The following is an 18,182-nucleotide window of genomic DNA, read 5'->3' as shown; positions in this document are numbered from 1 at the left end:
CGGCGGAGCCCATGGGCAATACTGCAGCCGAGTGGCTGCTCGACAATGACTATCAGGTCCAGCGGGCGGTCCTTCAGATCAAAGAGGGCATGCCGGAGGAATTTTATCGTCGGCTGCCCGCGGCAGCGAGAGCGGACGGACGGGGGGCCCCGCGCATCCATTCCCTGGCACACGTCCTGCTTCACGCATCGCATCTGCAGATATCCCTGACCGCCACCGTCGATTTCGTTTGCGCATATCAGGAAGAGCAGCCGCTCAGCATCGCCGAGATCTGGGCGCTGCCGACGATGCTGCGCCTGGCATGCCTGGAGATTTTGGTAAGCAGTTTCGCGCGTCTGTTCCCGGAGAGCCCCTCACCCTTCGACCTTGGCGATGAAACAGCGCCCCACCGTGGTACCGACGACACTGAATGCGTTTCGCGCGCCATCGCCAATCTGGCAGTTATCTCGGCCATTCCCTGGAAAGATTTTTTTGACCGGACAAGCCTGGTCGAATCCGTATTACGCTGCGATCCCGCCGCAGTTTATCCGCGCATGGATTTCGAGACGCGCGACCATTACCGTCACGCAATCGAGCAACTGTCCGACAGAAGCGGCCATCTCGAACAGGAGGTCGCCGAACGGCTGGTAGCGCATTGTCGCCCCGAAAGAGCCTCGCCGCACAATCATGTCGGATATTGGCTGATCGGCCCGGGTCTCGCAGCCTTTGAGGCATCGCTGGAATTGCGGCCCCGCGGCGTCGACCGGGTGAAGCGGTGGATCGGGCGCCATAAGGCGGGGCTTTATGCCTTCGCGCTCATGACCTCGGGTCTCATCGGCTTCCTCCTGCCCGCACTTTACCTGTCGTATGTCGGGGCGACAATGTCAGGATGGATTCTGGGCATTGCCTTGTCGCTCCTCCCCGCAAGCATTCTCAGCGTCACCGTCGTCAACTGGATCGCGACCCTCCTCGTGCCGCCGCGGATTCTGCCTAAACTCGACTTTTGCCAACGGGTGGCTGACGATTGCCGAACCGCGATCGTCGTTCCCGTGCTTGTCGGTGACGTGCGCGATGTCGCGCCGCTTCTCAAAAAGCTGGAAGCGCACTTTCTCTCCAATCCCGATCCGCGCTTCGAGTTCGTCCTTTTGAGCGACTATACCGACGCCGACAAAGCGGTCATGCCGGCGGATGCCACGATCGACGAGGCGCTCCGCGAGGGTGTCGCGCATCTCAATAAATTCCATGGGACCGACGAGCTCGGGTCATTTCATCTCCTGCACCGGCCCAGGCTGTACAACGAGGCGCAGGGAAGCTGGATGGGGTGGGAGCGCAAGCGCGGAAAGCTCGAGCAGTTCAATCACTATGTCCTGCATGGCGATCGCTCGCCCTATAGCCTGGCCGAGGGCCAGATCGAGAAGTTGCGCGATCTTCGCTTCGTGGTCACGGCAGACGCCGACACGCGTCTTCCCACTGGGGTGGTCAACCGTCTTGTTGCGACTTTAGCCCATCCTCTCAATCGCGCTCATTTCGATCCCCGTTCGGGCCGCGTGACCAGCGGCTATACGATCCTCCAGCCGCGCGTTGAAATTGCCCCTGAAGCCGAGAGCCATTCGATCTTCGCGCGGATCTTCGGTGGCGACACGGCGATCGACATTTATTCGCGAGCCGTGTCCGATGTGTACCAGGATGTCGCCGGATCGGGTATTTTCGTCGGCAAGGGCATCTACGAGGTCGCGCCGTTCGAACGCAGCGTCGAGGGAAGAATTCCTGAAAACAGCCTGCTCAGCCACGATCTGTTCGAAGGCTTGCATGGCCGTGCAGGCCTCGTCAGCGACATCATTGTCTACGAAGGATTCCCGTCGGGTTATCTTGATTATCGCCGGCGATGGCATCGCTGGGTTCGCGGCGACTGGCAGCTCTTGCCATGGCTGTTTCCTCGCGTCCCTGCGCGCGGCGGGAGGCGAATAGCCAATCGGCTGAGCTGGTTCGACCGGCTCAAGATCTTCGACAATCTGCGCCGCAGTCTTGTCCCGCCAAGCCTGGTCGGCCTGCTCCTGGGCGGATGGTTTTTGCTTGAGGGCAATCCGTGGGTGTGGACATTATTGGCTCTTCTCGCGCCAGCCGCCTATCTTTTCACCGATCTCGTCACAGGGCTCGCCCGCGGCCGCCGCCGCGGCGTTCTGCAAGGTCTCCTTACTCGAACCGGTGACGCGGCCAGCCGCTGGGCGCTGTCGATTACATTCCTCATCAGCGATGCCGCCGCGGCGTCGCATGCGATCGCGATCACGCTCTGGCGTCTTGTCGCGCGGCGGCGCCTGCTCGAATGGACGTCGGCCGCGCATGTCACAGCGCATTTCGCGGCGATCGCGCCGCGGCGCGCTGCCTGGCGGGAGCTGTGGACCTCGCCCGTTTTTGCATTGGCGGCGGGCGCAGCATTAGCACTGAGCCGACCGGCCGCGCTTTCCATTGCGGCGCCGCTCCTCTTGCTGTGGGTCTTTACCCCGGAAATCGCGTTCCGCATTGGCCGTGCGCGCCGATCGATCGTCGAGGAGTTCAGCGCCGACGACCAGCGCTTCCTGAGAACCATGGCCAGGCGCACATGGCTGTTCTTCGAAACCTTTGTTCGACCGGAAGACAATTGGCTTCCTCCCGACAATTATCAGGAGCCACCCAACGAGCAGATCGCTCATCGCACGTCTCCCACCAACGTTGGCATGTTGGTGCTGTCCACGCTGACGGCGTGGAAGCTTGGTCACATCGGTACGGCCGACATGGAAATACGCATGCGCAATATGATGGACGCGCTGGACCGGCTGGACGGATACCGAGGTCACATGCTGAACTGGTACGACACCCAGACCTTGCGACCGCTCGAACCGCGCTATGTTTCGACCGTCGACAGCGGCAATCTTGCGGTGAGCCTCGTGGTCATGAACGAGGCGTGCCGCGAAGCGATGGATCATCCCATTTCGCTCGCAAAGCTCTGGGCCGGGCTGGAGGATACGTTGGCGCTTCTGGCCGATGCCCTCGCCAGCGCGCCCTCGGGCCAAGCGGATGGCGCGCGCGAGATTGTGACCATGGTGCGCGCCCGAGGCGCGGCGGTGCAGGAGGGTCGCCTGACGCCCAGTGCTTGCCTCGACGAAATTTGCGACGCCCTATTCCCGCAGCTTCGCGACCGACTGCATCTCTTCATGACGGCGGAAGAGACGCCGCCGCAAACCAGTGGCCGGGCCATCCTGACATGGCTTGAGCGCGTCGATCATCATCTCATCAGCATGCGCCGCGACGTGCGATCCTTGCTCCCGTGGCTGCCCTTGCTGGGCCAGGTGCCGCCGGAGTGCAGCGCCATTGCCGCTGAGCTGGCTTTGGTCATTGGCGCCGACGCAGCGCCTGGTGCGGCGCACCTGCGCGCCCGGGCAATGCTCGCGGAGTTTTCGGACGCGCTCGCGTCGGTTGATGCGCGCGAGTGGGTAAAGGCGTTCGATGGAGCGCTCGCGAATGGCGAAGCGGTGCATCTTGACCTGCGCGACCGACTGGAACGCCTTGGCCAACGCGCGCATGTCCGCGCCCATGGCATGGATTTTTCCATGTTATATGATTTGAGCAGCCGCCTCTTTCATATCGGCTATAACGTCACCAACGATCGGCACGATCAGCACCATTACGACTTGCTGGCAAGTGAAGCGCGACTGGCAAGTTTCTTCGCGATCGCCAAGGGCGATGTTCCACCCGAACATTGGTTTTTCCTTGGCCGGCCGGTGACCCGCAAAGCATCAGGACTTTCGCTCGTGTCGTGGAACGGGTCGATGTTCGAATATCTCATGCCCAATCTGTTTCTGCGCAGCGATCCCGAAACGCTCCTGGGTAAAAGCGACCGAACGGCGGTCGATCTCCAGCGCAGCTACGGCGAGAAGAACGCTATCCCCTGGGGTATATCGGAATCGGCTTTCGCCGCGATGGGTCCTGACCAGGTATATCGCTACCGAGCATTTGGAGTGCCGGGTCTTGGTCTCCGCCGCGGACTCGCGCGCGACCTTGTTGTCGCCCCTTATGCAACCGCACTTGCACTTGCAGCCCGGCCGCAGTTGGCGGTTCGCAATTTAAGGGCGCTTGCCAAGCTGGGGATGGTGGGACGGTACGGTTTTTACGAGGCTGCCGATTTTACGCCCGCGCGCGTGCCCGCCGGCGAGGAGTGCGCGGTCGTGCGCTGCTATATGGCGCATCATCACGGCATGAGCATGGCTGCGCTGGGCAATGCCCTTTGCGAAGACGTTTTTGTTCGCTGGTTTCATGGCGACCCGCATATCGGTACGATCGATCTGCTTCTCAACGAACGCATCCCGTGGGAGCTTCCGCCCGAACTTGAGCGGATCGAGCAGCGCGAAACGCCGTCAATCTCGGGGGAGCCCGTTCCGCATCTCTCATCATGGCAGCCTGCTTCGCCAGCCGGGGCAAAGGCGTGGCATGCCATCGGCAACGGTCGGCTCACGAGTCTGCTTGAGCGGGAGGGAAGCGGAGGCTTGATGTGGCAGCGCTATGCTCTCACGCGGCCGCCCGGCGGGGGCGATGCCCCGGGCATCTGGGTCTACGTCCGCGACCGCGATAGCGGCGCGACATGGTCGGTAGGCTGCGAGCCGACGCGAACTGACAGCGCCGACGCGCGTGTGACCTTTCAGGCCCACCAGGTTGAATATCATCGCCGCGATCATGATATCGCCCTCGACATGACGGTCGCCGTTTCGCACGCGGATGACATCGAGATTCGCCGGATTTCGATTGTCAACGAGAGCGATCGACCTCGTACACTGGATTTCACCAGTTTTGCCGAAGTTGTGCTGGCACCGCCAGCCGAAGCAGCGCGGCATCCTGCGTTCAGCAGACTCTTCGTGCACAGTGACATAATCCCGGGGATCGACGGACTGTTTTTCAGCCGCCGGGCCAGGGATTCAGGCGATCGCCCGCCCGTCCTTCTCCACCGAGTGCTCGCCGATGATGAGGGTTTTGTATCTACGAGCTTCGAGACCGATCGGGCTGCGTTCTTTGGCCGACATGGGAGCGGCGGCGACGCCGCTGCGACGCACCTGGACGAGCTGGAAGGAGGGTGCGGCTGGACGCTCGATCCCGTAATGGCGATCCGTGCGCGACTGACCATTCCGCCGCATGCGAGGCGGGAGCTGGCGTTCCTCAGCATCGCGGCAGGGTCTCGCGAAAGCGCGTTGGAGATTTCCGAACGCTATGCCGCCCTTTCTGCTCTCGACTGGGCGATAAGCGACGCATCGAGCGAAGCGGATCGCGAGATACATCGCCTCGGCCTTGAGACCGATTCGCTTGTCGGCGCGCAGTTGCTGCTGTCCGCGCTACTCCATCCGGTGCCTCCACCGCAGCTTGCGATCGCGGATGTTCCTGCGGGCTTCGCGCGGAACGGCTTATGGGCGATGGGAATATCGGGAGATCACCCGCTTGTCGTATTGCGCGACGGTGAGCATGGTGACCTGCTGGGTTTCCTGATCTGCGCCCATCAACTGTGGCGTCGGCGCGGTATCGCCTTCGATCTGGTTGTGACCCATGAGGGCGCGCCCGGCTATGTGGAACCGGTTCGCGAACGTCTCCTGGACGCGCTTCGCGACGCCGGCGTGATCGAGCTGCTGGGCCAGAATGGCGGCTTCCATCTGGTAGGAATCGGTCCGACGGAGTCCGACCGGTCGGTGCTGCTGCAGCGCGCTGCCCACATCACCCTCGACGCGGCGGCGGGATCCGTCGCGCAGCAACTTTCTAACGCTGGGGAACCCCGGTCCGCCCGGCCCCTGTTTGAGCCGTTTGGTGGATCCGAGCCCGCACCTGCAGCGGTTTCGCGCCCGACGGCTGCGGCCCGCCTGTACGAAAATGGGATGGGGGGGTTCGTGGACGGCGGACGCGCTTACGAAATGAGCCTCGGTCAAAGGCAAAAAACGCCAGCCCCCTGGGCCAATATCCTCGCCAATGATGATTTTGGCACGATCGTGACCGAAGCCGGGCTGGGCTTTACCTGGGCGGGCAACAGCGGCGAAAATCGGCTGACGCCGTGGAGCAATGACGCTGTTTGCGATACCCAGGCCGAGATTCTGTACCTGCGCGACGAAGAAACCGCGCGCGTATGGACGCCGACCCCGCAGCCCGCTGGCGCGAACCATGGCTTCACGGTCCGGCACGGCAAAGGATATACGAGCTGGGAAACCGACTGCGAGGGGCTCAAGCAGGAGCTTGTGGCGTTCGTGCCGGTGGATGATCCCGTCAAGATCGTCCGTGTCCGCCTGCACAACCGGTCATCGCAATCACGGCGCATTACGGCCACCTATTATGTGGAATGGCTCCTGGGTGCCGTGTCTGATCTTCCGGCCCCGCTGCGCAGCACGGTCTATGATGCCGACGCTCATAGTTTTTATGCCGAGAATCCCTGGACCGAAGATTTTGGGGAGCGGACCGCTTTTCTGACCTCCAGCGTTCACCCGCACAGCCTGACCGCGTCCAAGCAGGACTTTTGGGGAAGGCGGCCCGATCGCCGTTGCCCGCAGGCTCTTCTCAACTGGGATCTGGGAAATCGCCAGACATCACGGGGCGCCGATTGCTGCAGCGCGCTCCAGGTCCATCTGGACATCGCGCCGGGAAAAACTGGCGAGGTCATATTTGCCCTCGGCCAAGGTGCGACGCGTTCCGATGCCGCCTCGCTCGCCAGGCGATGGCAGAATTCCAATGCCGCCGCGCCAGCACTCGAACTTTGCCGGGCGCAATGGGACAAGCAGCTAAGCGCGGTCCAGGTGTCTACGCCCGACGAAGCGTTCAATATCCTCGTCAATCACTGGCTGCACTACCAGACAATCAGCGCACGGCTCCGCGCCCGCGCCGGTTTCTATCAGGCGGGCGGGGCTTTTGGATTTCGAGACCAGCTGCAAGATGTGCTCGCGCTGCTCTACACCGACCCCGAGCTGGCGCGGCGTCATATTCTTTCGGCGGCGGCGCATCAGTTCGACAAGGGCGACGTCCTGCACTGGTGGCATCCGCCGGGCGATCGCGGCGTGCGGACCCGTTGTTCGGACGACATGCTCTGGTTGCCTTACGTCACGGCAGCCTATGTCAAGGCGACCGGCGATACCGGCATTCTTTCGGAAACATTGCCCTTTCTGCAGGGACCCGATCTAGGCGACACCGAAACCGATCACTATGCTCAATACTCGATTTCGAACGATCCAAGGTCTCTTTTCGAGCATTGCGAACGCGCGCTTCAATATGGCCATCGCCTCGGTGCGCACGGTCTGCCGTTGATGGGAAGTGGCGACTGGAACGACGGAATGAGCCGGGTCGGCATCGAGGGTCGGGGCGAGAGTGTCTGGCTCGCGTGGTTCCTTATCGCGACAATTGATGATTTTGTTACGCTGTGCGGACATATGGACCGCACCGATCTGGTCACGCGATGGGAGCCCTGTTCCGCCGCACTTGCTGCCGCGATCGATAGGTCGGCCTGGGACGGCGAGTGGTATCTGCGGGCCTTCGATGACGACGGTGTCGCCTTGGGGACGGCCCGCGACGCCGAATGCCAGATCGATTCAATTGCACAGTCCTGGGCTATATTATCCGGGCGCGCTGACCCTGATCGCGCCGCACGGGCCATGGCCGCCGCTCGGGATCATCTCGTCCTTGCAGATGACAAGCTCGTCCGGCTGCTTTCGCCTGCCTTCGATGCGACCCCGCGCGAACCGGGTTACATCAAAGCCTATCCGCCAGGCATTCGCGAGAATGGCGGACAATATACGCATGCGGCCGCCTGGCTCGGCATCGCCTGTGCCCGGCTGGGCGACAGCGAGGGTGCAATGGAAATATTCAACCGGATCAACCCCATCAATCGCACCCGATGCCACGAGGGCGTCGCCCGCTACCGAACCGAGCCCTTTGTCCTGGCGGCGGATGTGGCGGGCGTGCAGCCGCATGTAGGACGGGGCGGGTGGAGCTGGTACACGGGTGCGGCCGCCTGGACTTGGCGCCTCGCCGTCGAGGAAATACTTGGTTTGCGGCTTATCGACGGCCGGCTGCACCTGTCGCCGTGCGTCCCGGCGTCATGGAAATATTTCGAAGCGAGCATCACGCGGGACACCGGCAGCATGCGGATCAGGGTTGAAAATCCAGGCGGCTTGTCGGCCGAGAGCGCCACGCTTCAATTTGAGGGAGGAGAATGGCCTGAACAAGGTTTGCTCTTCCCAACCGATGGCAAGGTTCACGAAGTCTTGTGCCGATGGGTTCCGCCTGCAGCGGAAACATCCGATGCCGCCGTTGTGACGACACCGACAGCACCGGGTGCTCCGTAACGCTCATCGGGATCATCAGGAACCTGATGAACCACGAACGCGATCTTCGGCGGACGAGGCACAGCCCGACCTGGCTGTCCGACGCGTCAGGAGCTTCCACTTATTGTGAGGCGCAGCCGCAGCCGGCGGTAATGAAGAAACCAAGCCAGCCTACTGCCGCACGCAGCTACTTCAATCGACGATCGCGTGCAGGATATCGGCGCGGCTGAGCATCCCCACGACGCAATCATCCTTGATGATCGGCAGGCGTTTCAGTCCCTGGCGCACCATGAGGGCGGACGCCTCCTCGACCAGCGTGTCGATGTCAATCGCGACAGGGGTTCGCGACATAATGTCCGCGACTTTTCGTTCGTCGAGTGTCGCCCGGCAGTTCACTGCGGCACCGCCGCTCAGCACATCCGGATCATAGCCTGACGATTTCCGGAAATAATCGCCCTCTGAAATGATTCCCAGCAGCCTGCCCTCGGGATCGACCACCGGCAGGCCGCTAATGCGGTGGCGCCGCATCGTCCGTATCGCATCGGTCAGCGACGCTTCCGGCGACGTAGTTGCGACCCCGAATGTCATGATGTCGCTGGCTTTCATCTTGTATCTCCAAAATATCCGTATCAATTTTGCGTCTGCGGCCGGTAAATGGGGCTGTGGTTTCAGCCAGGATCGGTCGGCACAGGTTCGGCGACCTGGGGCTTAAGCCGATAAAGACGCTCCACATCGTCGCGGTGGCATAGGCCGGTCCCGGGGGTCAGGATCGTCGCAGCGCCCGCCGCGATGCCATAACGAAAGGCTGCAAGCACAGCCTGATCGCCAGCGAGGGCAAAGGTCATCGCAGCGAGAAAACCGTCGCCCGCGCCGACGGCGCTGTTCGTTTCGACTGCTATCGCAGGCAAGTAGAGGACGCCGGAATCCTGCGCGAGCATCGCGCCGTCGCGCCCAAGCGTCACCGCAACATATCGGGCCTGCCCCTGCCTCACGATCGCAGCTGCGGCGGAGGCTATTGCGGCGCGGTCTTCAAGTGGATGCCCGGCGAGCTGCTCCAGCTCGCCCAGACTGGGTTTAATCAGGTACAGTCCCCCCGATGCCACGCCCGCCCGAAGCGCGGGACCGGAACTGTCGAGGATGAGCTGGAAATTCTGGCGTGATGCGATGGCTTGCACGCGACAATAGAAGTCGTCTGGCACACCTTCCGGCAGGGAGCCGCTGGCGACCAGGATGTCACATTTTATGTCCTCGAGATGGTCGAGACAGGCCTGCCACTCGGACGGCGAAACCGTGGGGCCTCGCGGGACAAAGCGGTACTCCTTGGCCGTTTCCCGCTCGAATACCGATGTCGAGATACGCGTATCGCCGGCGATCAGGATGCGCGAACGCACCATCTGGTGAATATCGAGCAGTCGGTCGAGCGTGACGCCCGTAGCTCCGCCCGAGAGATAATAGGCGCGTGCCGTACCGCCCAACCTGGCGATCACCCGCGACACATTGATCCCGCCGCCGCCGGGATCATAATGCTCCTGTCGCGCGCGGATCTTTCGCGTGTGAAAAACGCGATCCGCTTCATAAGCGACATCAATCGCAGGATTCATGGTGAGGGTCGCGATCGTTTTCATACCCGGCGTGCTAACACAGCCTGTCTGCGACGAAATATCAGTATTACTACCAACTCACGGATGGGTCAGGTGCGGCTGACAAGGCCATTCACTGAGGCGTTATCCCGCGATCAGCACCGGCAGGTCGGCGCGGCAAACGAGATCGCGCGTGACGCCGCCAAGAATGATCTCCCTGATTCTCGAACGGGCAAATCCGCCGACGACGAGGATGTCCGCGTTCATGTCCAGAGCATGGCGGGTCAATGCCTCAGCCTCGATCTGATCGCCAATCGCAAGCCGTCGCCCCTTGGCGGCAAAACCGTGCCGCGTCAAATGACGCTTCACTTCGGCCTGACTGTCCTGCTCCTTTTCGCATTCGGGAAGGGTGATACCGACAGTGACCACGTCGATCAACGCTCCCGGTTCCGCAAAGCGGACCAGATCATGAACGGCGCGATTGGCCTCGGGGGATGGCTTCCACCCGAGCACGGCGCGCCGGATCGTCGGAAATGTCTTCCCGGCAGGAAGAATGAGGATTGGCGTCCCCGCCGAACCGACAAGATTTTCGAGCACGCGCGTTCGCAGCCAGCGTGTTGGCCAACTTTCTTCGGGACCGATGATGATGATGTCTGCCACTTGCCCGCTTCGCCGAAGATCTCCGGCGAGCCAGGCGACGTCATCGTGAAAGCCGAGCACATCATGCTGGCAACCGGTCTTTTCCAGAAGCGCGCGAACTTTCTCGATATTCTGATTATCGCTGTCCCGCAGCACCGACTCCGGAACGTAGAGCGAACCGAACGGGGCGAGCGCCGATGAGACCATCGGTGCCGGCGTCAGGGCTGCGACTTCCAGATGAGCGCCATGCGCCTTTGCGAGATCGCCTATCATCTGCAGAAAGCCAGCCGCAGCATCGGCCTCCTCAACAACAGCCAGAATATCTTTGAGCACCTTGCCTTCTCCTTTGTGCATATTCTGACGGTTCACGGCCCGATTGGCCCTTCGTAATTATCCCTAGTGGCGTGGCCCGAGCGATTGGTGCAGTCGGCCTTCCACCGGTCGCTGCGATCCGAATTCAGTCCCCCCGAACCCCAAATGACGATAGAGCCCATTGAATGGAACACGCCGCCATCCCTTATCTGCGCGAAGCCCTGATCTTTCTGGCGGCGGCTGGCATAGCGGTTCCCCTGCTAAGCCGCCTCCGGGTGAACCCGATCATCGGCTATTTGCTCATAGGGAGTGTTATCGGTCCCTATGGGCTCGGGCTGCTGGCCGAAAGCGTGCCTTCGCTCTCCCCGCTCGTGATCCTCGACCTGGGCGGCGTTCAGGCTTTCGCCGAGATCGGGGTCGTCTTCCTGATGTTCGTGATCGGGCTCGAGCTGTCGCTCGAGCGGTTGTGGAATGCGCGGCGGCTCGTCTTCGGACTTGGGCTGGCCCAGATTGTCGTGACAGCGGCCGCGGTATCGCTGTCGGCGCATCTGCTCGGCCTCCCGCTGCCGATGGCGCTGGTCGTCGGCGCCGCACTGGCGCTCTCCTCGACCGCGATTGTCATGCAGCTTCTCATTGATGGGCGCCGTCAGCGCGAGCCGGTCGGCCGCACAGCTTTCTCGATCCTGCTGATGCAGGATCTGGCCGTCGTTCCCCTGCTTTTCATCGTCACGGTGCTAGCCGCGCCAGCCGGGCAAAGCCTGGCCACCGGGCTCGCTCTCGCCCTCGCCAAGGCCGCGCTCGCGATAGTCGTCATCTATGGCGCCGGTCGGCTGCTGCTCCGGCCGGTGCTGCGCGAGATCGCGCAGGCAAAAAATTCGGAGATGTTCACCGCGGCGGTGCTCCTGGCTGCGGTGGGCGTGGCAGCGCTGACCGAGAGCTTTGGGCTGTCCATGGCGCTCGGCGCCCTTCTCGCCGGATTGCTCCTCGCCGAAACCGAATATCGTCATCAGATCGAGGTCGATATCGCGCCGTTCAAGGGATTGCTCCTCGGCCTGTTCTTCATGTCTGTCGGGATGGGGATCGACTGGCGCCAGGTGGCCGCAGCACCGTTCGGCATCGCGGCAATCGTCGCAGGGCTTTGGCTGATGAAAAGCCTGATCATTTCGGGCCTGGCTCTCCTCTTCGGACGACCGCGCGCAGTCGCGGTCGAAACGGGTCTGCTGCTCGGCCAAAGCGGTGAATTCGCCTTCGTGATCCTCGCGAGCGCCGCCGCGCTTGGCGTCGTTACCGGCGACGTCGAACAGACCATATTGATCGTCGCAAGTCTCGGCATGTTGCTCACCCCGGGCATGGCCAAGCTGGCGCAAGGCATCGGTAACGCCTTGGGAAACAGGCATGCCGAAATGTTGGCAGAACGCCAGGAAGACGACGTTCACGAAAAAGCGGGGCATGTGGTCATCGCTGGCTTCGGCCGCGTCGGACAGACCCTCGCCGCTGCGCTCCGCGCAGAAGGGATCGATTATGTCGCGACCGATACCGATGCGTCGCTGGTGGACATCCAGCGAAGAAGCGGCGAACCGATCCACTTTGGTGATGCTTCGCGAACAGAGGTGCTTGAAAAGGCCGGGGTAGCGAAGGCTGCCGTGGTGGCGGTCACGATGAACGACGCGCCGGCCGTAAGCCGCATCGTGGGCGAGATCCATCGCCGCTGGCCGAATGCCGTCATCCATGCGCGCGCGCGCGATCCCGAACATTCTCGACGCCTTCGCGAGCTGGGGGCCGCCTCGAGCGTCCCCGAGACAATCGAAGCCAGCCTCCGGCTGGCATCGGTCGTGCTTACCGACACGGGCCTCGATAGTGATAGCGTCGAGCGTCGCATCGCGGCGCAGCGCAGCAACGCGGCGCTGTAGAAGCGCAACAGCGTCTCTCCGTCGCCGGGCGCGCGCGCCGCGGCGCCACGCGCAAACAGCCGAGCATCGAACCGACTTGGGAGCGAGTGGCATGCTCCTGACCTACCCCGGGGCTTCCCGCTTTTGAGGGGCGATACTCTCGCAGCTAAAATTGTCCAAAATCTCGCTCGCGCGCCCTGTCTGCACTGCCCTCCTGTCCTTTTCTCACAACGGGATCGTTCTGAAATTACAAAATGGCGGGCCGACCCTGACGCGGTCTCGAACGCCTTCTTGCAGATGATCTGCTAAGGTTTAGCGTCGTCAAGGAAGCTTACGAGGTTCGCTTCAGGCGAAACTACATGCTGAAAAAGACGACTGGCTGGAAGTTCGCAAAGTGAAGCGTTGGCTATCTGTCTTTTTCATGTTTCGTCTCTAAGCTATCCGGAGAAAAGCGCCGAACAGGCGCCGGCCTTCCAGCAGTGCCGCGAGGAAGTGGGTCGCCATCGCCTCCCCGCGGCTCCGCATCCCTGAACGCGACGATCGCATCTGCTTCCGGATGAAATCGGGACCGCATTCAAAGACAACGCCAGCCGAAACTATCGCGATGACCCTGCGGAAATTCTGCACCACCTTGGCGCCGGTGCAGTCCCTCCGGCCCGAGGCTGACAAATTTCCAGACCGATCACGGAAACTTCGACCAAGTGGTGACAGTCTGACCGATCGGGTCAATCGGGGCTTTGCGCAGTTGACCGTAAGGAGCGCCGGACGGAGGATGAGAGCCGCCAGTAAACGGGCTCTACGAATCAGGGTTTCGCAGAAAGGACAGAAGAAACGGCCGTCGGTGCGCTGACCTGCCGTTGGGAGTCGTGACATCGATCGCGCCGTAACGGAACTGGCGGTAGATCAAAATGCTCAGCACAGCTGCGTAGAAGCACCAAACCGATGCGAATGCGGCTTCCTTGACGATCTGCGCAATCGTCAGCCCGATCACGTTCAACATTCCATACCACCGGATGACATGGTGACTGGAAATCAGCAGGGTGCCGCAAACCGCAAGAATATAGAGCAGTGATACCGCGAAATTTCCTGTCAGAGCATTGCGATAAGCGATCGAATTCTGTTCGATGAAACAATGGCTCTCAAAGAAAATGAGCCCATAGATCATCCAGGCGCATACGAGTGCGCCGATACAGGTCAACACGACGATCGCACTGCGGCGGCGCCCCGGCGGCTCCATCAGGAGAACCGCGAGCGGCATCAGCAACGGCAGGACACCCTGCGCATAAAGCATGAACAGAAAGGTCGCATGATCGAGGGCAACCTGCCCAATCCGGCCCGTCAGGCCGAGCCAGACCAAGCCTTCTGCGAACTGATGCACAGAAAACAATATTGGCACCGCGGCAAAAAGCAGCGCCCGCGGTTCCCGCACATGGCTCAGCGTTGCCAGCCCGATCGCCCCTATTACCCCAGAGGCGACGAAGCTTGCCGTGGCCGAAAAGCACATGCGTCGCCCTTCCCAAAAATGGTTTGCAACAGGAGCGCATTGCCAAAATGTGGCACCGGGAGCGATGTCTCCATCGCTCCCGGCCCTTTTGCCGCCTTGGCCGAAACCCCGGCGACATCCACGATCTAGCAGGGGCTTTGCCCCGACTGAATACGCAATGGCCCGTAGGTGTCGCTCAGTGCCTTTGGCCGTTTTTCTCGGTCAAGGGGCGATCAACTTCACTCGAGCGTCCTATCGCCTTCTGGCCGATTGCGACCCGACTGCTCGCGGCGCGGCTGACAACGTCGGCGCCTGTACGGCACCATGCCCCGCCCTCACACCTATCTCGACGAAAGCATGCCGATGCACATTGCGGCTCGTCCCAACCGTCGAACTACGTATGGCCGCGTCTTCGGGCGAGGAATAGGATGCCATCATGTCAATCCATTCCGCCATTACCGCTCACTCGCGCGCAGGCATCCAGACGTTGCGCATGAACATGGAAGACCTGCCCGGCGCCGACGCGCCCGGCTTTGGCGATACGTTCGACCGCTTCGGCGATGCCCGCATCGTGCTCCTCGGCGAAGCGACACACGGTACGCACGAATTCTATGCGGCGCGCGCGCAGATCACGCGGCGGCTGATCGAACACCACGGTTTCAACGTGGTTGCTGTCGAAGGCGACTGGCCCGACATTGCCCGCTTCGACGATTATGTCCGCCATGGCGCGCCGCGCCCCAAAAGCGGCGACACGCGCGTTCGTTTTCCGACTTGGATGTGGCGCAATGAAGACGTGCGCATGTTCGCTGACTGGTTGCGGCATCACAATGCAGCACTTCCCCAAGCCGAGCGGACCGCGATGCACGGGCTCGACATCTACAGCCTCGGCGAATCGATCGATGCGGTCGTCGACTATCTCGACGCGCATGCTCCCGCAGCCGCGGCCGAAGCGCGGCGACGCTATGGTTGCCTCACGCCCTGGCAGGACGAGCCGCAAGTTTATGGACGCGCGGTGACGCAAGGCGTCCTCGCGCCGTGCGAAACTGCCGTGGTGACGCAGCTTGGCGATCTGTTACAACGCCGCATGGCTCTGGTGGGCGGCACTAGTGGCGGAGATGGTGAGGCCTATTTCGGTGCCGAGCAGAACGCGCGGATCGTGCGCGCGGCGGAGCTCTATTATCGCGCGATGTACCGCGGCGCCGCGGAAAGCTGGAATCTGCGCGATCGTCACATGTTCGACACGCTGCAGGCCCTGATGGCGCATCGCAAGGAAGCCCGCGCGGTGATCTGGGCACATAATAGCCACGTCGGCAACGCCGCCGCCACGGCGATGGGTTGGGGGGGCGAATTCAACATCGGCGAACTTGTCCGCAAGGCATATGGTGATCGCTGCGTGCTCATCGGCTTCGGGACCGATCGAGGTACGGTGGCGGCCGCGCCCGACTGGGGAGCGGCCATGCAGGTCATGCAGGTGCGTCCGGCGCGAGATGACAGCTGGGAAGCCGCCTTTCGCGGCACCGGCGTCGCCCGGGGTCTCCTCGATTGGCGGATACGAGCGAAACGGGATTTGCTATCCGTCTTATCGCAACCGCGCCTCGAACGGGCGATTGGCGTCGTCTATCGCCCGCAAAGCGAGCTTGCGAGCCATTATTTCGAGGCGGTGCTCGCCGATCAGTTCGACGCCTATGTCTGGTTCGAGGAAACATCCGCGGTCACGCCGATCGGCGCCGAGCGTCCGCAAGGCGCGCCGGAAACCTGGCCGTTCGGCCTGTGACTGCCGCCCCCCTCATCGCGGGCAGGCGCGAGCTGAAAGTGGGCAGTTTGGGGCTCGACGCGATCCTCGACGTGCCGCCCGACGCCCGTGGCATCGTGATTTTCGCCCACGGCAGCGGCAGCGGAAGGTTCAGCCCGCGTAACAATCATGTTGCTGGGAAAATGCGCGACGCGGGTTTCGCAACGCTTTTGCTGGATCTGCTTACGGCCGGTGAAGAACGTGACCGGCGTAACGTGTTCGATATCGCGCTCTTGGCGGGGCGCCTTCGGATGGCGCGCGACTGGTGCGCAGAATATCCCGCCACGACCGCGCTGCGACCCGCCTATTTCGGTGCGAGCACTGGGGCCGGTGCCGCGTTGCGTGCCGCAGCAAACGACCCGCGGATCGCCGCGATCGTCTCGCGCGGCGGACGCCCGGACCTCGCCGGGGCCACTGCGCTGGCGCAAGTCGTGGCGCCGACGCTGCTGATCGTCGGGGGCCGCGACGAGCCCGTAATCGATCTCAATCGCGTGGCGCTCGCCGCAATGCGCTGCCAGCGCGAACTGGCGATCGTCCCTGGCGCGGGCCATCTGTTCGAAGAGGCTGGAACGCTCGACGGGGTCGTCGCGCTCGCTGTCGGCTGGCTGGGCCGCTTTATTCCGGGAGCGGCCAAATGATCGACACCAAACTTCCTTTTGCGAACCGGCGCGACGCGGGACGCCGCCTTGCGGCGGCGGTCGCGGGACTGGCGCTCGCCGATCCCGTCATCCTCGCGCTCCCGCGTGGCGGCGTCCCCGTGGCTTACGAAATCGCCCGCCGGCTGCACGCGCCGCTCGATATACTGATCGCCCGCAAGATCGGCGCGCCCGGGCATGAGGAATATGGTATCGGTGCGGTCGTCGATGGTGCGGCGCCGCAACTGGTCCTTGACGAGCAGGCCGCCCGGGCCTCGGGCGCCGATCGGGCCTATGTCGAGCGCGAAGTGGGCCGCCAGCTCGCCGAGATCGAACGCCGGCGTTCCGCCTATCATGTCGGTGAACCAGTGCGGCTCGCGGGCCGCAACCTCATCCTGGTTGATGACGGGATCGCCACCGGGGGGACGGTGCGGGTGGCACTCAAGGCGCTTGCGTCTGCGGGCGCCCGCTCCGTCACGCTCGCGGTGCCCGTCGCGCCCGCCGCGATATTATCCGAACTGCGCAAGATGTGCGACCGGATCGTCTGTATCGCCGTGCCCGAACCCTTTTTCGCGGTCGGTGCCCACTATCGCGATTTCAGCCAGATCGAAGATGCTGAAGTCCGCGCGCTGCTCGAACACGCGAGCAGCGGTGCACCCTGAGACCCGAGGTTGCCGCGACCTGCCCGGAACGAGCGGACTAAGAGAATTTGCGGGTTCACGAAGTCAGAGTTCGCCGCGAACAAGTTGCGTAGCCCCGAGGCGTTCTTGAAGGAAACAACAATGGTTCGCAGTTCTTCCGCCCTCGCGCCCGGCGTCATGCTGACATGCTCGTTTGGCGCCTTCGCGCTTTCCGCCTGCGCAACCGCGACGCCATTCAGCCGATCGCCTCGGCGTCTCGCGCTGAAGGCGGCTATACGAGCGTCCAAACGGTGCCCGATCGCTGGCAGGTGACATTTTCGGGAAACTCCCTGACGTCGCGCGAGACGGTCGAAGATTATCTCCTTTACCGGGCCGCCGAACTGACCCTTGAGTAAGGTGGCAGTTGGTTCGAAATCGCGCGCCATGACCTCGAATATGAGATCGGCGAAACGATCGTTCCGGATCCCGGTTATGATCCGTGGTGGAACTATCCCCGTTGGCGTCCCTCCTGGCATTATTACGGCCGGCCCCATGGCTGGCGATCCTGGTATCCGGGCGCCGCTCCCTTTTTCGACACGCAGCGCATCGAACGCTAAGAAGCGCGCGCCGAGATCGTCAACTACCGCGGTTCCCAGCCCCGGACCGGCGACCAATTGTTCGATGCGGCCGAGGTCGTGGATCGCGCGGTCCCACGATTAAGCGACCCAAATAGATGCTGATTCAGCGCGAAAGGACAGCACGCGGACACTGCCCCCGTGACGGACGATGGGATTCAGGATCGCGATCCCGCAAGTCTGCGCGCAGACGCGGCATTGGCGGACGTTGGCTGGCGGCGATCGTGACGCGGGCTTAGGCGGGTGCCCGCCCTCGCGCGGCTTCAACCCGGCAAAGGATGTGCGGTGGGGGCGGGCGACGGG

General features: G+C 62.7%; 10 protein-coding genes. 6 read left to right on the top strand and 4 right to left on the bottom strand.

Annotated features, from left to right (window positions below; genetic code table 11):
- Window positions 1–11: 11 nt before the first annotated feature.
- Complete coding sequence (locus K0M74_RS05095) at window positions 12–8,315, top strand: glucoamylase family protein (protein WP_293968757.1); 8,304 nt, start codon at window positions 12–14, stop codon at window positions 8,313–8,315.
- Window positions 8,316–8,486: 171 nt separating this feature from the next.
- On the opposite strand, the gene K0M74_RS05090 is transcribed toward K0M74_RS05095, so the two are convergent.
- The 3 genes from K0M74_RS05090 to K0M74_RS05080 form a co-directional block, all read right to left on the bottom strand.
- Complete coding sequence (locus tag K0M74_RS05090) at window positions 8,487–8,900, bottom strand: CBS domain-containing protein (protein WP_293968755.1); 414 nt, start codon at window positions 8,898–8,900, stop codon at window positions 8,487–8,489.
- A 62-nt stretch (window positions 8,901–8,962) separates the two neighbouring features.
- Window positions 8,963–9,919, bottom strand: a complete 957-nt coding sequence (locus K0M74_RS05085; RefSeq protein ID WP_293968753.1) for a 1-phosphofructokinase family hexose kinase — start codon at window positions 9,917–9,919, stop codon at window positions 8,963–8,965.
- Window positions 9,920–10,018: 99 nt separating this feature from the next.
- Window positions 10,019–10,846, bottom strand: coding sequence for a universal stress protein (locus K0M74_RS05080; protein WP_293968751.1), 828 nt, complete (start codon window positions 10,844–10,846; stop codon window positions 10,019–10,021).
- A 164-nt stretch (window positions 10,847–11,010) separates the two neighbouring features.
- Between K0M74_RS05080 and K0M74_RS05075 the strand changes: the two genes are divergently transcribed.
- Window positions 11,011–12,735, top strand: a complete 1,725-nt coding sequence (locus K0M74_RS05075) for a monovalent cation:proton antiporter-2 (CPA2) family protein (RefSeq protein WP_293968749.1) — start codon at window positions 11,011–11,013, stop codon at window positions 12,733–12,735.
- A gap of 775 nt (window positions 12,736–13,510) precedes the next feature.
- Here the strand turns inward: K0M74_RS05075 and K0M74_RS05070 are convergent.
- Window positions 13,511–14,218 (bottom strand): DUF6629 family protein, encoded by a 708-nt coding sequence (locus K0M74_RS05070; RefSeq protein WP_366932633.1) that lies wholly within the window; start codon window positions 14,216–14,218, stop codon window positions 13,511–13,513.
- A gap of 415 nt (window positions 14,219–14,633) precedes the next feature.
- Between K0M74_RS05070 and K0M74_RS05065 the strand changes: the two genes are divergently transcribed.
- The 4 genes from K0M74_RS05065 (at window position 14,634) to K0M74_RS05050 (ending at window position 17,660) form a co-directional block, all read left to right on the top strand.
- On the top strand, window positions 14,634–15,971 hold the full coding sequence (locus K0M74_RS05065) for an erythromycin esterase family protein (protein WP_293968745.1): 1,338 nt from the start codon (window positions 14,634–14,636) through the stop codon (window positions 15,969–15,971).
- Window positions 15,968–16,627, top strand: coding sequence for a dienelactone hydrolase family protein (locus tag K0M74_RS05060; protein WP_293968743.1), 660 nt, complete (start codon window positions 15,968–15,970; stop codon window positions 16,625–16,627). Before K0M74_RS05065 ends, K0M74_RS05060 begins: the two co-directional genes overlap by 4 nt.
- Window positions 16,624–17,286 (top strand): phosphoribosyltransferase, encoded by a 663-nt coding sequence (locus K0M74_RS05055; RefSeq protein ID WP_293968741.1) that lies wholly within the window; start codon window positions 16,624–16,626, stop codon window positions 17,284–17,286. Before K0M74_RS05060 ends, K0M74_RS05055 begins: the two co-directional genes overlap by 4 nt.
- Window positions 17,287–17,450: 164 nt before the next feature.
- Entirely contained in the window at window positions 17,451–17,660 is a 210-nt protein-coding gene (locus tag K0M74_RS05050; protein ID WP_293968739.1) for a hypothetical protein, read from the top strand.
- The last annotated feature ends 522 nt before the right edge of the window (window positions 17,661–18,182 follow it).

It is taken from the genome of Sphingopyxis sp. (assembly GCF_019459305.1).
GTDB lineage: Bacteria > Pseudomonadota > Alphaproteobacteria > Sphingomonadales > Sphingomonadaceae > Sphingopyxis.
Note: the sequence above shows the minus strand (reverse complement) of the source record. Positions and strands in the feature narration are given on the sequence as shown.